18 protein-coding genes, 1 tRNA gene and 3 pseudogenes are annotated in these 18,087 nt (G+C 53.7%); 13 read left to right on the top strand and 9 right to left on the bottom strand.

The annotated features are described in order from the left end of the window. Positions 1–115: 115 nt before the first annotated feature. From OA238_RS20830 to OA238_RS20840, 3 genes are read right to left on the bottom strand one after another with little or no spacing between them, the layout of a single operon-like run. The gene (locus tag OA238_RS20830; RefSeq protein WP_015496732.1) at positions 116–904 is read right to left on the bottom strand and encodes a S49 family peptidase; all 789 of its coding nucleotides are present in this window, start codon (positions 902–904) and stop codon (positions 116–118) included. A 45-nt stretch (positions 905–949) separates the two neighbouring features. After that, positions 950–1,711 carry an ABC transporter permease gene (locus tag OA238_RS20835; RefSeq protein WP_015496733.1) on the bottom strand — a complete coding sequence of 254 codons (762 nt, stop codon included), beginning with the start codon at positions 1,709–1,711 and terminating at the stop codon, positions 950–952. Next, on the bottom strand, positions 1,708–2,655 hold the full coding sequence (locus OA238_RS20840; RefSeq protein WP_015496734.1) for an ABC transporter ATP-binding protein: 948 nt from the start codon (positions 2,653–2,655) through the stop codon (positions 1,708–1,710). The genes OA238_RS20835 and OA238_RS20840 overlap by 4 nt, the downstream gene beginning before the upstream one ends. A 261-nt stretch (positions 2,656–2,916) precedes the next feature. Here OA238_RS20840 and OA238_RS20845 point away from each other — a divergent pair, with 261 nt between their 5' ends. After that, positions 2,917–3,831 (top strand): MYG1 family protein, encoded by a 915-nt coding sequence (locus tag OA238_RS20845; RefSeq protein ID WP_015496735.1) that lies wholly within the window; start codon positions 2,917–2,919, stop codon positions 3,829–3,831. A gap of 46 nt (positions 3,832–3,877) precedes the next feature. Here OA238_RS20845 and OA238_RS20850 read toward each other — a convergent pair whose 3' ends face one another. Then, on the bottom strand, positions 3,878–5,137 hold the full coding sequence (locus OA238_RS20850) for a cation:proton antiporter (protein WP_015496736.1): 1,260 nt from the start codon (positions 5,135–5,137) through the stop codon (positions 3,878–3,880). A 75-nt stretch (positions 5,138–5,212) separates the two neighbouring features. Further along, the gene (locus tag OA238_RS20855) at positions 5,213–5,866 is read right to left on the bottom strand and encodes a DUF2461 domain-containing protein (protein ID WP_044038596.1); all 654 of its coding nucleotides are present in this window, start codon (positions 5,864–5,866) and stop codon (positions 5,213–5,215) included. Positions 5,867–6,078: 212 nt separating this feature from the next. Here OA238_RS20855 and OA238_RS20860 point away from each other — a divergent pair, with 212 nt between their 5' ends. The 12 genes and pseudogenes from OA238_RS20860 to OA238_RS20905 all read left to right on the top strand — a co-directional run bounded on the left by OA238_RS20860 (position 6,079) and on the right by OA238_RS20905 (position 13,354). After that, positions 6,079–7,344, top strand: coding sequence for a SulP family inorganic anion transporter (locus OA238_RS20860; protein WP_044037283.1), 1,266 nt, complete (start codon positions 6,079–6,081; stop codon positions 7,342–7,344). 332 nt (positions 7,345–7,676) lie between these two features. Beyond that, entirely contained in the window at positions 7,677–8,024 is a 348-nt protein-coding gene (locus OA238_RS35205) for a transposase (protein ID WP_015496738.1), read from the top strand. Between the two features lie 21 nt (positions 8,025–8,045). Beyond that, positions 8,046–8,272: pseudogene (locus OA238_RS34100) on the top strand (hypothetical protein); the annotation flags it as partial. A 77-nt stretch (positions 8,273–8,349) separates the two neighbouring features. Beyond that, positions 8,350–8,470, top strand: a pseudogene (locus tag OA238_RS32025) (IS3 family transposase); the annotation flags it as partial. A 213-nt stretch (positions 8,471–8,683) separates the two neighbouring features. Further along, positions 8,684–9,655 (top strand): annotated as a pseudogene (locus OA238_RS20865) (IS110 family RNA-guided transposase). 336 nt (positions 9,656–9,991) lie between these two features. Then, a tRNA-Met gene (locus OA238_RS20875) sits at positions 9,992–10,068 on the top strand. 467 nt (positions 10,069–10,535) lie between these two features. Then, positions 10,536–10,679: a hypothetical protein gene (locus OA238_RS33040; protein WP_187293087.1), complete on the top strand. Its 144-nt coding sequence runs from the start codon at positions 10,536–10,538 to the stop codon at positions 10,677–10,679. 69 nt (positions 10,680–10,748) lie between these two features. Continuing rightward, positions 10,749–11,063 (top strand): hypothetical protein, encoded by a 315-nt coding sequence (locus OA238_RS20885; RefSeq protein ID WP_044037287.1) that lies wholly within the window; start codon positions 10,749–10,751, stop codon positions 11,061–11,063. Positions 11,064–11,161: 98 nt separating this feature from the next. Further along, positions 11,162–11,656 (top strand): DUF411 domain-containing protein, encoded by a 495-nt coding sequence (locus OA238_RS20890; protein WP_015496740.1) that lies wholly within the window; start codon positions 11,162–11,164, stop codon positions 11,654–11,656. Beyond that, complete coding sequence (locus OA238_RS20895; protein ID WP_015496741.1) at positions 11,653–12,132, top strand: c-type cytochrome; 480 nt, start codon at positions 11,653–11,655, stop codon at positions 12,130–12,132. The genes OA238_RS20890 and OA238_RS20895 overlap by 4 nt, the downstream gene beginning before the upstream one ends. Next, positions 12,129–12,473: a copper resistance CopC family protein gene (locus OA238_RS20900; RefSeq protein ID WP_044037288.1), complete on the top strand. Its 345-nt coding sequence runs from the start codon at positions 12,129–12,131 to the stop codon at positions 12,471–12,473. Before OA238_RS20895 ends, OA238_RS20900 begins: the two co-directional genes overlap by 4 nt. Further along, positions 12,473–13,354, top strand: coding sequence for a copper resistance D family protein (locus tag OA238_RS20905; RefSeq protein WP_245581358.1), 882 nt, complete (start codon positions 12,473–12,475; stop codon positions 13,352–13,354). Before OA238_RS20900 ends, OA238_RS20905 begins: the two co-directional genes overlap by 1 nt. A gap of 386 nt (positions 13,355–13,740) precedes the next feature. On the opposite strand, the gene OA238_RS20910 is transcribed toward OA238_RS20905, so the two are convergent. The 4 genes from OA238_RS20910 to OA238_RS35210 form a co-directional block, all read right to left on the bottom strand. Beyond that, positions 13,741–15,180 (bottom strand): KAP family P-loop NTPase fold protein, encoded by a 1,440-nt coding sequence (locus OA238_RS20910; RefSeq protein ID WP_015496743.1) that lies wholly within the window; start codon positions 15,178–15,180, stop codon positions 13,741–13,743. Between the two features lie 231 nt (positions 15,181–15,411). Continuing rightward, a complete protein-coding gene (locus tag OA238_RS34105; RefSeq protein ID WP_015496744.1) occupies positions 15,412–17,481 on the bottom strand; it encodes a bifunctional DNA primase/helicase in 2,070 nt (689 codons plus the stop codon). Then, entirely contained in the window at positions 17,478–17,789 is a 312-nt protein-coding gene (locus tag OA238_RS20920; protein WP_044037290.1) for a hypothetical protein, read from the bottom strand. Before OA238_RS20920 ends, OA238_RS34105 begins: the two co-directional genes overlap by 4 nt. Further along, positions 17,786–17,983, bottom strand: a complete 198-nt coding sequence (locus tag OA238_RS35210) for a helix-turn-helix domain-containing protein (protein WP_044037291.1) — start codon at positions 17,981–17,983, stop codon at positions 17,786–17,788. The genes OA238_RS20920 and OA238_RS35210 overlap by 4 nt, the downstream gene beginning before the upstream one ends. Positions 17,984–18,087: the final 104 nt, after the last annotated feature.

Raw genomic sequence — 18,087 nt, forward strand, 5'->3', positions numbered from 1 at the left:
CACAAGACTTGCACTTTGCGTCCGTTAGCCGCTTTACGCCCGGCACAGTCAGTTTGCCGAACATTGCCATGACAGCCATGCCGACCAAAAAAAGGGTTACAATTTTAAATATCATCTACAGGCCAAACCGCGCGTAAGCTGCGCGTTCTTCAATGCCGCCGTAGGCATCGTCGATGATTTGGGCGCCGAAACGCGCCAATAGGGGCTTTTTCTGACCAAAGCGGCGGAATTTTGTTTTGTCACCAAACCGATCCTTCATGGTCGGGACCAGATGGCCAAGGTGATCGGCCAGCCCGACATCTATCGATTTTTGGCCAACCCAGATGTCGCCAGTGAACAGGTCTTGATCTACGAGCTTACCTGCGCGGCGCGTGCTGACGTGGTCTTTGAAGAAGACGTGCATATCACGCAGCAAACCCTTGAGGCGTTTCACATCAGCAGGCTTTTCCGCCTGAAACGGGTCAAGCATGCTTTTGGATTTACCAGCCGTGTAAACGCGGCGTTCGGCGCCGATTTTATCCAAGGTTCCGGTCAGCCCGAAGCCCGCCGAAATCACCCCGATGGACCCGACAATGGACCCACGATCGACATAAATCTCATCGCCCGCCGTCGCGAGCCAATAGCCGCCCGATGCAGCGACGTCTTCAACGAAGCTGTAAACGGGGATGTCTTTTTCATCCGCAAGCCTGCGAATCCGCGCACAAATAAGCGATGATTGAACCGGCGAGCCACCGGGGGAGCTGATTTCCAGCGCCACCGCTTTGGGTTTGCTGCGAAACGCCTTTTCGATGCTGTCAGCCAGCCCGCGATCGCTAAGGGCACGACCAGATGTCGCTATTGCCCCCTGTAGCCGGATGACGGCCACGTGGGGGTCTGATTTGATGAAGGGGATCCAGTATTTCATATTGTTCCATTTAAGTCGCGGGCGGGGTGGAAACAAGGTCGGCGGTTACTGCCGGATACGCCAGCCGGTTTTGAATATCCACGCAATGATCCCGACACAAAGAGCCGTGAACAGTAAAATCGCCATAAGGCTAAGGCCGATGGGCACATCTGCCGTCCCGAAGAACGACCACCTAAAGCCGGAAATCAAATAAACCACAGGATTGAACATGGTAATTGTTTGCCAGACCGGCGGCAGCATCGTTACGGAATAAAACGACCCACCAAGGAACACCAACGGCGTGATGATCAGCAAAGGGATCAGTTGCAATTGTTCGAAATTGCCAGCCCAGATGCCGATGATAAAACCGAGGAGCGAGAAGCTCAGGCAGGTGAGGGTCAGGAACGCGATCATTGCAAACGGGTGTTGGATTGACAGGTCCACAAACAGGAACGACGTCGCAAGGATCACGACGCCGATGAACATCGCCTTGGTGGCCGCGGCCCCGACGTAGCCCACTGTGATCTCAAGAAAGCTGACGGGGGCTGATAAGAGTTCGTAGATCGTACCTATGAATTTCGGGAAATAGATGCCGAAACTGGCGTTGGCTGTGGCCTGTGTCATGACTGATAGCATGATGAGCCCCGGAACGATGAACGCGCCGTATCCAATGCCCTCAACGCTTTCCATGCGGCTGCCAATGGCAGTGCCGAAGACCACAAAATACAATGCGGTTGAGATCACAGGGCTGATGAAGCTTTGCGTCAGTGTGCGGAAAAATCGCTCCATTTCAAAGATATAGATCGACTTTATTGCTTGATAATTCATGTGGCGTCTTCCTTTTCGACCGCAACGTCCTTTTCGGAAACGAGGGATACGAAGATTTCTTCGAGGGATGATTGCCGCGTTTGCAGGTCCGTCAATTTCAAGCCAGCCGTGCGTAGATCGGCCAAAAGCCCGGCAATTCCAGTGCGGTCCGTCGCGATGTCATAGGCAAACAACAAACCGCCGTCCTCAATCGTGAGATCGTATTTCGACAGGGCTTTCGGTATCGTTTCCACAGGCTCGGCCAGATCAATTTTGAGCGTCTTTTGCCCCATGCGGTTCATTAGGTCAGCCTTGTTTTCGACCAAAAGAATTTCGCCTTTGGCGATGACACCGACACGGTCAGCGATGGCTTCAGCTTCTTCGATGTAGTGCGTCGTCAGGATGATCGTGACGCCATCTTTTTTCAGCTGGGACACAACCTTCCACATGTCTTTGCGCAGTTCGACATCAACGCCTGCGGATGGTTCATCAAGGAACAACACGCGCGGTTCATGGGCCAGCGCCTTGGCAATTAAGACGCGGCGTTTCATTCCTCCGGACAACATCATGATCTTGGAGTCCTTCTTGTCCCAAAGGGACAGGGATTTCAGAACCTTTTCGAGGTAGGCGTCATTTGGTGCCCGACCGAACAGCCCGCGTGAAAAGCGAACGGTACTGATCACCTTCTCGAACGGTTCGAGGGTGATTTCTTGCGGGACAAGCCCGACAAGACTGCGCGCAGCGCGGTACGCGGTGACCGTGTCATGTCCGCCAATTTTCACCGTTCCGCTTGTGGCGCGGGTTATGCCGCAAATCGTTGATATCAGTGTGGTTTTACCTGCCCCGTTAGGGCCGAGTAGCGCAATTATTTCACCCGATTTGATGTCCAGATCAACAGATTTCAGGGCTTGGAACCCACCATCAAAGGTCTTTGTGAGGCGTCGAACCTCAACTATATTTGTCATGTCATGAATCCTTTGTGCGGCACCCTAATGCGCCACTGCGCAAAGGGAAAGATAGGCAGTTCACGTGATAAGAAACCGTAAAACCGCCCGCACTGGGCGAAGAAGTAATTCGGCCGATCTAAAGGACATGCTATGCATCGTCTTTTCAAAGAGTTAAAACTTGATCTGGCTGCGCTCCTTTGACAAACGGCCTTTGACCTCTTTGCAAGGGTGGCCGATCTGGTCGCTTTCACACTTTGCCCGAATTGTTGAAACATACTTATGACCATCACCCATCTTGTTACCCATTCCGGCGGCTTTCATGCAGATGAACTGCTGTCGTCCGCTGTTCTTACACGTGTGTTCCCACAGGCAGAATTGCTGCGCAGCCGCGACCGCAAATGGATCACGCCCGCGACGGACAAGATTATCTATGATGTCGGCGGGGACTATGACGGCGAAGCGCAGATATTTGACCATCATCAACGTCCCAGTCCCCTGCGCGACGACGGCCAGCCGTTCAGTTCTTTTGGTCTGATCTGGGCACATTACGGGCGGGCGTATTTGGCGGCGATGGACGTACCAACCGATGACATTGAGGCGATCCACACCAAGTTTGACACCAAGTTTGTGCTGCCGATTGACCTGCTGGACAACGGCGCGATTGAACCATCCGTAGCAGGGCCACTTTCGATTCTGACGTTGCCTGCACTTTTGGGGAGCTTAAAGCCGGTCTTTGACGACATGTCGCCAACGGCGGACGACGATGCCTTCTTCGCCGCGTTGCCCATCGCGCGCAGCTTTGTCGAAGCCCAAATTCGCGGGTTAGCCGCAAAGGCGCGCGCTAGCGGCATCGTGCTTAACGCAATCGCGCAGGCTGGAACGTCACCTATTCTTGAATTGCCTATGGGCATGCCCTACCGCGCCGCACTGGATCAGATGGGGTCTGACCATATTTTGTTTGTGGTCCACCCACGCGGCGGCGACTGGACGTTGGGCGGCATCAAGCTGTCCCAAGACACGTTCGAGCAACGCGCCGATCTTCCAGCCGCTTGGGCCGGACTGACTGACGCCGCGCTTGAGGATGCAAGTGGCGTCAAAGGCGCCAAATTCTGTCACAATGCGCGCTTTATCGCAGTGGCATACACCCGCGAGGCGATCATGAAAATGGCTGAGATTGCAGTACGCGAAGCCTAGGTCGGTCTGGCAATGTTTTGATCACACCACATAGCGCCAACGCTTGTTAGTCCCCTCGGCTGGGCAACTCCGGTGCTCTACCGATGCGCTCAGCCAATCGTGTGACGGTAAGTCCCTGCACGATGATAGAGAAAATGACGACAATATAGGTCACTGTCAGGATCAAAGGTTTCCATTCGCCGTCTGGCAGTGACAGTGCCAAGGCGACGGAAATACCGCCTTTCAGGCCGCCCCAAGTCATGATCGGAATGACGCCCTTGCTGAACGTCTGGAACGGTTTCAGCAAAAGCACCGGAACCGCGACAGCTGCCAGCCGCGCAACAAGCGCAAGCACGATTGCCATGGCGCCCGCGATCAGGAAATCAGTTTTAAATGCGATGGCGAACACCTCAAACCCGATCATCAGGAACAACACGGCGTTCAGGATTTCGTCGATAAGCGTCCAGAACGCTTCGACATACTTGCGGGTTTCTTCCGACATGCCGTGTTTGGACCCGATGTCACCAATCAAAAGTCCTGCACAGACGGCCATGATCGGCGCAGAGACGTGCAGCGCAACGGCGAGTTCGTAGCCACCAAAGGCAAGGCCAAGTGTGATGAGGACTTCGAGGGAATAGTCATCAATCCGGCGCATGACACGGAACGTGAGCCAGCCCAGGACAATCCCCAAAACCGCCCCGCCGACCGCTTCTTGAATGAACAGTTGCGCGGCCCCAAAAAGACCTGATCCGTGATGGTCCCCGCTGGGAAACGCGATGCCCACGAGAACGAGGAAAACCACATATCCGACACCGTCATTGAACAGGCTTTCGCCGGCAATTTTGGTTTCCAAGGCTTTTGGCAGGCTTGCTTCGCGCAGGACACCCAGCACCGCGACGGGATCTGTCGGTGAAATCAGCGCCCCAAATACGAACGCGATCATCAACGGCATTCCCGTGATCCAACTGAACCCGAAGCCGACAATTGCAGTTGAAAGACCCACCCCCATTGTCGCTATCAAGAAGATGACAAGCCAGGCTTTGCGAAGGTCCGAAAGTTTGACGTGGAGCGCGCCAGCAAACAATAAAAGACCCAACATGCCTTCTAACAGCGCCTCGGAAAATTCAAAGTCCAGCACCTGCGCGCGGATCTGTTCTTCGACCGTTAAGGACGGGAACAGTGCGTCGGTCACAATCACCGCGAAGGACGCGATGAGCGCCACGACCAGAATACCAATCGAGGACGGGAGACGAAGAAACAGGTAATTCACTGTGCCAAAGGCCCCAGCAAGGACAATCAGCAGGGATGCGATTTGCAGGAGTGTCATTGCGCGGTGGTCCTTCTGGTTATTTTAGCAGTGCCGATCCTGGGGCGCCATTCGGGGGGCTATCCGGTCGCGACATTAGTCAAAGTAGCGGACCAGCTGGCTGGCGGGGCGAAAAACCTCGATCAGCTGATCCATGACATCATCATCAAGCAGGAGTTCGTCTGAAAAGTCTTTGCGGCATCCCAGCCCAACCATCTTCAGATAGGGTGCGGCGGGATCGCTGCTTGAAAAGCCCTCCGGCACAGCGCCCAACGCTTTGCGTGTCACCACGCCGTCCGGGAACGTCGCCTTGAAATCCGGGTCGGCCAAGATTTCTGTCAGGCCCTGCGGATTATCGACCAGACGGGTCCGCAGCCGTGCAAGTGCAGGCTTGGACGGCTGGAAAAGGCCGGCACCTGCATGGCAATTTCCAGGCTCGACATGGAGGTAATATCCGACGTTTTCAGCCGGATGACCGGCATTGGCAAACACGTCTATGCCCGATCGGAACAGATCACGCCCGACGCGGTCGCGCGGTTCCTGAAAGAATTTGGTGTAGCTTTGTTTCGGCTTAATCCCCGCCTCAGCCACAAAAGGATCAAAGCGATCGGCGTAGTCGTGCAACGTCATCGCGATGCCGGTGAAATTGCGCATGGCATCGTCGCGTTCTTCGCGGTGCGCATCCATCCATGCTTTTTTGTTGTTCTTTGCGAGGTCTGCAAGGAACGTAAATGTTTCCGGCTCTACCAATGGGCGTCCTTTCTGTTTCGCAGCAACCACGTGGACCTGTCTGCGTCTACGTTGCATCCTTGTAGGGCCAATTCAGAAAATCGGCCATGGGGGTCTGAAAGAAGTCTGGAACACTCGCCTTCATCGTCGAAATTGAAACAACCATAGCCCTCTCTCCCGTTATTATTCGCATAGGGTTGAAGTTCCGATTTTTTTAGGCGGTAGTTGACCCTATGAAACCCAAAATTCTAACAACGCTTGCCAGCTACGATCGGCAGCAATTCACCAGTGACCTGATCGCAGGGGTATCGGTTGCGATGGTGGCATTGCCGCTAAGCCTTGCGATTGCGATCGCATCTGGTGCGGGGCCGGAAAAAGGGCTTGTGACTGCCATCGTTGCCGGTTTGTTGATATCACTACTTGGCGGCAGCCGTGTGCAGATCGGCGGACCCACGGGGGCGTTTATCGTCGTAGTGTTTGGGGTCATCGCAGAGCATGGCTATGACGGGCTTGTCCTTGCGACGTTCATGGCGGGCATCATCATGTTGATGGCAGGATATTTGCGGGCCGGTAATCTTGTGGCATTCGTCCCCGAGGCCGTGATCAACGGATTTACGATTGGCATCGGCATCATCATCGCAACGAGCCAGATCAAGGACCTTTTCGGGCTGTCGGTTGCGCAGGTTCCCGCTGAATTCATCCCCAAGATCGACGCGCTTTGGGCCGCGCGTAACACCTTGACTGTGCATGCCGTGGGGATCGGGCTTGCGACGATGGTGTTAATCGTTGTGCTACGACGTTTGGCCCCAAAATTTCCGGGCCTGATTATTGCGGTTGGTTTGACATCGGCAGTTGTCGCGGTTGCCACACTGCCCGTGGACACCATATTCTCACGGTTTGGCGACTTGCCACATACGCTGCCGATGCCGTCGCTACCCGCGATCAGTCTTGAAAAGGTTCTTGAATTACTGCCCTCGGCCTTTGTTATTGCGTTCCTCGCAAGCGTTGAATCGTTGCTGTCTGCGATGGTTGCAGACCGAATGATTGGCGGTCACCACAGACCGAATGCAGAAGTTCTGGCGCAAGGTTTCGCCAATATCGGGTCGGCCTTGTTTGGTGGCCTTCCCGCGACAGGGGCCATTGCGCGCACCGCCACAAATGTTCGCGCCGGTGGTAAAACTCCCGTGTCCGGTATCGTTCATGCGCTGACCATCTTGCTGGTCATGCTTCTGGCGGCCCCCCTTGCGGGCTACCTTGCGATGCCAGCGCTTGCCGGACTTCTTATCCTTACGGCCTGGAATATGAGCGAGCCGCACAAGTGGCGCGGCTACATGCAATCCCACACGTCGGATCAGATTCTCCTCATTCTTACGCTGGTTTTGACCGTGTTGACGGATCTGACGATTGCGATCAGCGTTGGTGTCTCGATTGGCCTTGCGCTGCGGTTGCGTCGCCGCAATGCGCGCCAAGAAAAAGACTGGTCCTCGCCTGATCGTTAAGCTGAGAACGGTGCTCGTCTGCGGGCCAAAATCTACCCTATATTGCGAGCCATTCAGACTGATGATTGAGCGCGGGCCACTGGGTGTATTATGAAATCACCACGTCCATCCTGCATCCACGGACGATGCAATGCCGCGTATCTTGGCGGTTTTGTTGGATGCTGTTTCGGTGGCGATGGTGTCGTGCACAGCTCGCACCACGGCTTAGTTCCGGTCTCCTTCGAGCAATGTTCGGAACCGCGCGATTGGCCTCGCCTGCCTGAGCTTGGAGCTTTGTTTTAAGACACGCGTTTAATGACGTCATTAGCGACATGTCTTATGTGGGGTGTGCGATGCGAGGCCAAATTCTTGGGGTGGAGCGGCGACGCTTCTGGTATGACGACGACAAGCTCGAGATTGTCATGTCGGTTGGTGTCAGCGGGGCGAGCGTGACGCAGGTAGCGCAGCGTCATGAGATTAGGTGGCAACAAATTTATGCGTGGCGGCATGACCTGAAGCAGAAAGGGCTTTGGTCGCCTGACGCTGGGGCCCTTTTTTATCCATTGGATAGTCCCATGGCAGGCGGGAATCCGTTGCCGCAGTGCCGTGCCAGCGAAACGCCACCCCGACCGCAGTTGAGTTGCGCTTGCTATATAGTCGTTGTCTGCATTTTGACAGCACAATGGACCCGGTCTCGCTGACGGCCCTGATCCGTGCGGTAGCTGGATCGCTCCTTACGCGACAAGTGGCTTGGCAAAGGGGTCAAACAAGGCCAGATCTGGGCCCATGTGCGCGATCAACGGTTCGCTATGTGGCCGCCATCGGTTCGAGGGCCAATGGCGGACGGGCGGGATCATCTCCACCCGGTGCCGTCTATCGGTTTGCGCCCAACTGGAAGGAAGAGCACGTCCTGAGCCATCTGGTCAATGCACGTGGCATCCTTCAGTCCCCTCTCGGGACATCGCGGTGCGATGCCCTGCCGGGCAATGGATGGTTACAAAGGCTACCCAACGACAGCTTGAATTCGCCCGATATTGTTCACATGATTATCAGAAGATTTTGCGCCAGCATGTGTTCAGGGCATCGATGAGCGAGCGGCAAAGGCAATTGCTACGATAAAGCTGCTGTTGAGATGTTCTTCAAAACCACCCCTCTTGTCTTATGATTTTGGCAGTTTTTATGCGAAGCTGGAACAGCTGCGCAGCACGTCATTTATGCCAGGCAGCGGCGGAGGTTGGACCGTTCCCCTCTTGGTCGTTGAGGACCGTCGCTGAGTAAGGTCACCTCCGTCTTTTTTTGAAACCTGAACGGATACTTGGGCTTTGGGCCCGCATGACAAGACAAGGTTAGGAAGAGACACATGGAAGATACCATTGGGATCGACATTTCGAAAGACACATTGGACGCTTATTGGTTGTCCTCGCGAGAGCACAGGCAGTTTTGCGATGACAAAGCTGGCGCTAAGGCACTCGCATTTTGGGCGAGAAAAACAGAAGTTTCCCGCGTCATTTTTGAAGCAACAGGCATTTATCACAGGTGCATCGAAACGGGCTTGGCTCAACACGGGATCAGCTTTGCACGGGTCAATCCGCGTCAGGCCCGCCGGTTCTGCGAAGGTGAGCGATTTGGTCGCCATCGGTTCAAGACTAATCGCGAACGGCCGGCTGGCCAAAACGGACCGGGTGGACGCTGCGCTATTAGCCAAAATGGGCGTACTTCTGGAATTGAGAGCAGACCAACCCAAAAGCGAAACACTTCATGATCTCAAGCAGCTGGCAACAGCCAGGCTGGCATTGATCAAGGACCGGACCGCAGCAAAGGCACGACTTGCCGCAACGACGCACGTCCTGCCTTCCCAGCAGATCAAACGACGTCTGAAACAGATCGAACGTGACTTGTCGCAAGTTACCGAGGCAATCGATGCCATCGTTGCGGCAGACAAAGATCTCGCTGCACGCGCCGAGATTCTTACAAGCATTCCGGGCATCGCAAAGGTAACAGCCTGTGCGATATTAACCGAAATGCCCGAACTCGGACATTTGAGTGGCAAGAAAGCAGCGGCGCTGGCGGGCCTTGCACCCATATCGAGGCAATCGGGAAAGTGGCAAGCAAGAAACGCATCCAGGGCGGTCGCGCCAGCGTCAGGCGCACAGTCTATCTGCCAGCGGTTGTTGCTACACGCTTCAATCCAGACATGAAGGCAAAATACGAACATCTGATATCGACTGGGAAATGCAAGAAGCTGGCGATCACAGCCGTTATGGGAAAGCTGATTGTCACCGCAAATGCCCTTCTACGGGATCAGCGAAAATGGGGCGAATATCCAGCTTGACCAATACGGATACTCATTGAGATATGAATATTCACCTGAGGAGCAAGGCAAGGCTGAACTGATTTGGCGTCAAACTTGGGAGACAGGCCAGTCAGCTGACACGGCAATCTTCGAAAGCATAAACGGCTTTGACAGTCCGCGCCGCGGGCACTCGGCCGGAAGGGACCTGTCGCTTTCGAAAGGAAAGGTGGATTAAACAAGCACTTGGGGCGGCACTAAAGCGTGATAGGTCCACCATTGCGCCCTCGCAAAACGGATAAAATCGCCTTAGTCGCAATTTGGCCGTCGATTTGCCTTGAGCTCGTTCTTGTTTGCCACTAGGAGATACGAACTTGGCGCGGGATGGAGCAGCCCGGTAGCTCGTCAGGCTCATAACCTGAAGGTCGTTGGTTCAAATCCAACTCCCGCAACCAAGTCTTACTAACGATTACAACGTGTTAAGAGCCACCTTCGGGTGGCTTTTTGCGTTGGTGCTTTGAGTGGTGCTACGCTGGTGCTACATTTGAGAGCGTGTGCAAGCTGCCGGTGCGAAGATGTGAGTCGTTTGGAGTTATGGGCCAATAGTGACAGATTCTGCGCCACGCACATTTCTACACAAAGGGCGGATTGCGGACCTTCGCTGCAAGTGCGAAATCAAAACGGCAGAGCAAAGAAAGCGGACGCTCGGACCATCAGCCAGTTTTTCTGTTGTGCAAACGCAGCTAATGGCAGCTAGGAGCCCTCTTAACCAAATTTCTGCGATGCAGCTAAAGTCTGCTATCATGGTGGAGACAAAAACGTTCAACAACCACTTGGGTTTTGAGCGGGGTTTCCCGCACATGCGGCCCAGCTTGCCAACAATGACCGTTGGGTCGTCATGGTCTTGCAGCAAGACTCTGGAATGGAATTGCGCGTCACGAGCGATGATCAGGCCGTTGCCTCGCGCATTAAGGGGTTAGGTTTCTTCGGCCTCATGGCAAGTCAGGACCACCACCGCGAACACCATGTGATGATGGCGCGCGGGATTGATGCGCACGGGCATTAGATTTGCCCCAGCGCGATGTATCGAAGCTGTGACTTGCAAATTGTAATACACGCCGTGTAGGCACGTATTATGAGTTTTCTTCGCCTCTTAATGGTCGTTTTGATTATCCTTTCGACCTCCCTGTCGGGTGCGATGGCTGCGTCACATGCGCAGTTGAGTGATATGAACGTAAACGTCATGGAGACGATGTCTGTCGATCATACGCAGTGTTGCGGAGATACCAAGGACCTTGCACAAAGCTGCCATGTCCTTCTTGGGCTCGTTCCCGCACTTGTCGCTGTCCATGTTGCGCCCGAGTCTAGCAGTATGGCATTGACCATATCCGAAACATTGCTGACTGGTATCGAGCCGACAGGTATTCTCGACCCGCCCCGCGCGGTGTGATTCGGCCTGTGCCCTGAACGGGTACGGCAGACTTTTTTCCGATATTCACATCACGGCAGGCAACGCCTGCGCACTTTCTTTCGAGAGGATAATTCTGCATGAAACCGATCAAGATAATTTTTACCATCGTTCCTGCTGTCGCACTGGCCTTGGGTCTGACGTTGGTCGCGATGCCACAAATAGCCCACGCGGACAGCCACGCCGACATGTTCGAGCATGGCACCATGCACGTCACAAAAAGCCCAACGTGCGGATGCTGCGGCGCGTGGGTCGCTTTAGCTCGCGAAGAAGGCTACAACATCGAGGTTACTGATACGAATGATGTTGCCGTAGTGAAACTGGACGCGGGTGTGCCCGACACATTTTGGGCCTGTCACACCGCGATGATTGATGGCTATGTCATTGAGGGGCATGTGCCGTTTGCCGCAATTTCCAAGCTGCTGGAAGAACGCCCAGAAATTACCGGCATTGCCGTTCCGGGTATGCCCGGTGGATCACCCGGAATGGGGAATGATCCGACCGCCAGATATGACGTGATTGCCTTCGGCGGCAATGCGGCGGACGGTGAAGTTTTCCATCAGGCAGGTTTGTGAACCAATCCGTCCTACTGCCAGTTGGCGCGGTGGCCCTGATCGGGGCCGCCGTGACTGGGGCTGTCGTGATTTGGTCCGCTGGTGGATCGTCCGACACGGACGCGCTTGCTTTGCGCCCCGACGATCTGGAAATCGTCGCACATGGATCGCAGGTCTATGCCGAAAACTGTGCATCCTGCCATGGGGCGGACCTTGCTGGGCAGCCGAATTGGCGCGCGGCCGGACCCGATGGCCGCTTACCCGCACCGCCCCATGACGCTAGTGGCCACACATGGCATCACGACGGGGACACCCTGTTCCGGCTTACCAAATACGGGGTGGGACAACTGATAGGTGATCCTGATTATGGCTCAAACATGCCGGCATATGACGGTATCCTGACCGATGCTGAAATCATAGCCGCACTCAGCTACATCAAATCAACATGGTCACGCGACATCCGCGACCAACACAACGCAATGGAGACGCAAGAATGAACCAAATTGTCCTCGCCTTGACTACTGCAATCGCACTGGCAACCAGCGCATCAGCCCATTCGAAATCTGAACAAACGACACCAGCAAATGAGGCGGTTGTCGCAACAGTGGATAAAATTGAGATACGGTTCGACGATCCCATGCGCGTGACGGCAATCTCTTTAACCGGCCCAGATGGTGATGTCGAGATCGCGCGCGAAACCGGGCTTGATCCTGTAGCCACGTTCCGCGCAGTGCCGGTCGCCGCGATTTCTGCGGGGGTCTACACTGTCGAATGGCGTGGCCTGTCAGCGGACGGACATCCGATGCAGAGTTCTTTCGGTTTTACGGTCGCAAACTGATGATGGAAGGCCTTGCACCAATCGACGGCTGGGCCGTCCTTGCGATCATGGCGAAGACGGCAGATTATGTGGCTGCTTTGCTGGTAATGGGCGGCCCTTTATTTATGTTGGCGTTCCGTGCGGCACCAGTTGATGTTCTGCGCCTCGCCCGGATGATTACTTTTACTGCAGTGTTGGTGGGTATAGCCATTCTCGCACTTCGTTTCGGTATCCGAGCGGCGCGAATTTCAGGCATGGGACTGGACGGTGCCACCAACACAATGATGCTCGGATTTGTCTGGGACAGCCCCCTAGGCACGGCAGCAATATGGCGCAGTGTGGGTGCGTTTTTGGTCCTAGCAGTTTACATTGAGGGGATTGTCAGCATTGGCATTGCCTTTGTTGGGGGCCTGCTGATCGCTGCTTCATACACATTTGTTGGCCATTCGCTTGCTGATCCGCGCTGGATCTTGGCAAGCTTTCTGACTGTGCATTTACTTGTCGCGGCGTTCTGGATCGCTTCCCTTGTCCCGCTGTATCGTGTCGCTGAGCAAAAAGACGCCCCTATCCTCCTGCACCGTTTTGGCAAGATCGCGTCTGCAACGGTCACTGTCCTTGTCATCGTCGGCATGACATTCGCGTGGCTGATGGTTGGATCAATTACTGCTTTGTTTACGACCGCATATGGATGGGTTCTTTTGACAAAGCTTGCATTTGTCACGGGTTTGATGGGCCTTGCCGCGCATAATAAATGGCGCCTCGTTCCAGCGCTTGAGATGGGCGAAGCGTCAGCTGCGACCCATCTAAAGCGATCAATTCTAATAGAAATTATCGCAATTTTCATGATTTTGATCGCGACGGCGACACTTACTTCGGTGACCACGCCGCCGATCAACCTATAGAAAAAGCTGCTCTTGGACTGTCTCCATTTACCGTGATGCCTTTTGCAAAAAGCAGATAATGTCGTCGAACTTGGCGCGCTGTTCATCCGCATTTCCACTTTGGATTGCCGTTTCGACACTATACTGCGCTGCTGCATGAATGGCGGCTTCGACGGGCCGCACCGCAGCATCGGGAAGTGGCGGTGAAAGGCCGCTATGGGCCGTGAGTGACAATGATGAGGTAGGGAGCGGTCAGATTGCTGGACCATGCACATTTCGACGTGAAGGGCGGATTGCGTACTTTCGCTGCACCACGCGCCAATGCCTGCTACAGGCGAGGATGATAGACCTTTGAAAAGGCTTACGGTGGCTAAATCTTTATCTGCTTGCTGCAAAGTGGCCAGCTTTCAATCATCCGCCAATGTATCGCGAACGCTAAGCATATCCTGAAACATCCTTGGGTATTCGCCTGCGAGACCCTTATTATGCAAATTCATTGTTATACTTTCGTTTCTAACCGTCTGTAACACCCATTCATGAAATAAGTCAGGGGCGGAGCGATCAATTGCACTAGCTGAATAATCCTTAATGATAAGGACCATTCTTTCAATGCTTATTTCAGTATCTTTATGGTTTAATCGCGAAGAACCAAATCTATATATTGCTTTAAGTGCCTCGGGTTTGGAACCATCAAGCTTCACGCTTTCAGGATGGGCTCTTACTGCCAGATCAAAAAGCAATATTAGATTGATCTTTAGATTTTCATGACCCCATGTTGCCGTAAATGTCGATAAATAATCTACGATCTGTTCGATATATCTGAGCGAAGCATTTGCGTGCTTAAAAGCGTTGCTCAAAAAAACGAACACTTTCAACGTTCCAGGTAAAGTGAAATCATTTTCTGAAAGGCCGTTCATATGGAGGCAGTATTCCACGAAGCTACCGATGTCTGCTTCTCGGAACCGGTATGTTCGATCAATAAACCTTGAAAGATATCTTCGTCCATCGAAACTGGAGCCGTATACACCACTCACTGCATGGGCTAGTTGCTCAGTATCTGTTGCCAAAATAAACACCATATTCTCTACGTTGAATAGGTGTTTAACCTCCTCTAGCAGCTCAACTGCATAGCTGGGGCGGCAACGGTCTAGTTCGTCTATGAGAACGAACACTGGCATGCGTATTGAATCCAGTTTTCCTAGTTCTCGGGTCAACTCTTCCAAATTCTGCCTAAAAGATGCCCGTGCCTGCTTTGAGGCCGAAAAACTTGAGGAAATAGCAACGCCAGCTGCATCTATTGCGGAATTTGTAGCCTTTAAAATCGCAGCGTTGCGGGCCAGGATATCATCATCATCATCTCCTTCAGCACTGAACACTTCCCCCAGTTTATCCAGCGCATCTTGACCAAACTGCCTTTTCGCGGCATAGACAAGACCACTTTTAACACCGCTGCCTAAGACCTTAAGTGTGTTGCTGACAAACGGACGCACGGCATCTTTGACCCCTGAAAAAGCATCCTCGTCATTTATGACGCTTTTCAGCTCCTCTTCGATTCCTGATACTACCGCCATAAATGGATCGTTGGAGTGGTCGTCTTGCCAAGCGTCTACGTAGACCGCGACTTGGCCATTGGCAGTAATTTGATCTTTAAGGTTTTTCAAAAAGAACGTTTTGCCGCTTCCCCATTGTGAGTCGAGGTTCAGGACATAAGACCTAGTCAGGCCCGCTTTGTCTCGTTGCTCCAGCTTACCCGCAATAAAGCGCAGCAGAATATCTGCATCCTTTTTGCGACCTAGTTTGTCTTCTTCCGGCCAGCGGTAAGTTGGTTCTGATGGAGTTCCAGTCATTGTGAGCCTATTCGAGCTTGCTTGGCTTTACTTTCACAGAATTTCTGAAGTGTTGCCAGATGTATAAACACGCTTAACGAGTAGGTCCGCTCTAGGTTAAGAGCCGCCATTGCGTGCTTCGTGCGTCAATGGCAGCAAAGGGCCGTTTGCAACAGGCAGGAACATTAAGTTCTATCGTCAGCATCGTCAGCATCGTCAGCGTGGGCAGTTGCTGACGATGCTGACGATCAATTAGGCTCTTTCAATCCTGAGTGTGCGTTCACCTGAATGGCCGCTACGATCAAAGCTGATAACGACCCTCATCCTGCGCAACGGTGGGATTATCCGCCGAATTGCTGCCGACAATTTGTTCTCCTGACGGGGAAAGCTGTAAGGATCGTCCGTTAGTAGCGGATAACGATTGCGCAAAGTTGTCTTTAGCTCAGTCATAGTGCCAGACCAGCGTCCATCATCTTGGACGAGCTTCAGGATGGCCAAGCCGACGGGATTCCCTTCAACCGACATTCTGTCACCGGATTCTCTGTTTGCCGCGTAAGCCGCCAGAAACGCCCCCTGAGTCCACCCAAGGGCGGGTTCGGCGGCAGAGACCCATTTGGCAAAGTCCGCCATTCTAGGCCGCTCTGCGAGTCGCACAGTGGCAAGGTTTTCCAGCGCCGTTGATACCGCATCTAGCAGACCTGCCAAAATCAGTGGCATTTGTGCGTCTAGCGCTTTGTTGAACTCTCCCTCAAAGGCGCGATCCGTTGGTGCAATGACGGGCAAAGACACAACAATGGCGCGATCTGCCAAGTCAGGACGGCCAGCCAAGTCTGGAATTCCATTCAGCAAGCAAGGCCGTGTGGCACTGAACAGCATTTCTTCGGAATCTGTATGAAGTTTGCGCGTGCCAAACCCGCCACCCGTTGCGATCCGGCAAAATGCATCTGCCATCATCGGTTTGATTGTGGAAAGGTTATCGAAGGCCAGCACGTGGTTGTGCTTTGCTGCGATCACCAAATCTTGCTCTGAGTTCGGCGCACTGCGGGCAATTGGGTTAGCCGGGTCTATGAGATTGCGAAGCACCCGTGCCGTTGTGCTTTTGGCGCTGCCTTGTTCCCCGTTCAAGATTAGAATGGGATATGGCCCCTTTGGATGAAAACAGCCAATGAGCCACGCGATCAGCATTTGAAAGTCAGCTTCATTGGCGGTGTTCAAGAACGGACGCAACAAGTTGATATCACCGCCACTCATTGCGGGCATTGCCAGCGGTTGCATCGATCTAGCACGGGTAAACCGGGCGGGGGGATGATCAATAACTTGCCATCCCTCGCTGTTGATCGCGATTGCTTTCCAGCTCACGTCGCCAATGTCTACATACAGCGTGCGACCCAATGTGCCGATCCGGTTAAACACGGGATGAGCTTCACCATCAAAGAGCGCTTGGCCCTCATAGGTCCGTCGTTGATCATCAAGCGCAGACTGTGACAACATTTTCCCAGTGTCTTGATAGTGCTGATACGAGAGGAACTTTTTGAATGCAGCTGACGCAATCGGCCAGTGTTCAAAGTGACCGTCCAATCGCAATGTTGCGTACGGTTCTCCATCTGGCGTCTTCCAGACCTCGATGTCCGCAAGGCTTCTGCCTGGTGCCACCTCGTTCGAAAGCACGGGCTTTTCATCGGCCTGCAAAGCGTGTGCAATTAGTGCATCAATCTCAGCAACGCCCCAACCGTTGGAAATGGCGTCCGCAGCATCCCATCCTGCGCATATTTCCACGGGGTTTTCATCGATATTCGCCGAATTATGGTCTGTTCCGTTGGTTGCGTGGAATTCCGCGATTTGCACGGGGAAATCGGCGATTTGTAGTATGTGCGCTTTCGTTGAAAACCCCGTGCATAATGCGGTTGCGATCTGGTCTGCATACTTGCGCCCCGGGTCGTCATTGTCGGGCCAGATTACTACGCGGCATCCTTGCACGGGGGAAAGGTCTGTTTTGTGCGCAGAGCTTGCCCCACCGAAAGTGGTTGTTGTGATGTAGCCGAGGCTTGCCAATGCATCGGCGCATTTCTCTCCCTCTGTGATAATTACTATGCTGTCAGGTTTTGACGCCAGCAATTCTGGCAGGCGATACAGTGGACGGCTATCTGGCGCGGTCCAGCTTTGGCTATCGATGGTGTAGGGCAAAAAGAACTTTCCGCCCCCTGTACGATCAAACCGATTGGCGATTAAGACGACCTCACCCTTTGCGCTGCGATATGAATGTTGCGCTGTAGGCGTGCCTGCTTTGTGATGCCGCAGGGCTTTGATATCAGATGGAGTCATCTCAGCCCCCATTCTTGGCTTAGAGCGCGGGCGGCATCGCTTTGGCTCATTCCCTTTAGGTAGGCATAAAGGCTGACAGGATCGCCGCCCTTATCGCCAGTGGCAAAGTCAGCCCAGCGTCCCGTGATAACATTGATCTTGAACGATCCAGCATGGCGATCTGACCGCGTGGGGTTCAAAGCCACCCATTCTTGCCCCCGTCGCTGCCCATCAGGAAGCCAGGCCGCTAAGAGACTGGGAAAGCGTGCACGACAGGCCAGATTGACCGCGTGGAAAAATACGCTGCGGGGTAACGTATGCATACTCATAGCCCTGCCACCTCATGTGACCGAGAGTTTTCAAAGGCCTCAACATCGGCCATTCGGTAGCGCACCAGTCGCCCAATTTTAACATACGTAAGCGCATAGCGTTTGGTGCAACGCCAAGTCGCGAGGGTTGTGATTGAGACCCCAAGGCGCTCTGCAACGTCTTTTGGAGTGAGAAGTGAATTTGTTTTCAACATATTAGATAAGTTCCCATCAAAGGTAAGTGATGTTGAGAACTTGTCAGAAACGCATAGCTGCAGCCATCAAACGTGATCGTAGAAGTGACGCGCAAAATGATCGG

The organism is Octadecabacter arcticus 238 (genome assembly GCF_000155735.2).
Taxonomy (GTDB): domain Bacteria; phylum Pseudomonadota; class Alphaproteobacteria; order Rhodobacterales; family Rhodobacteraceae; genus Octadecabacter; species Octadecabacter arcticus.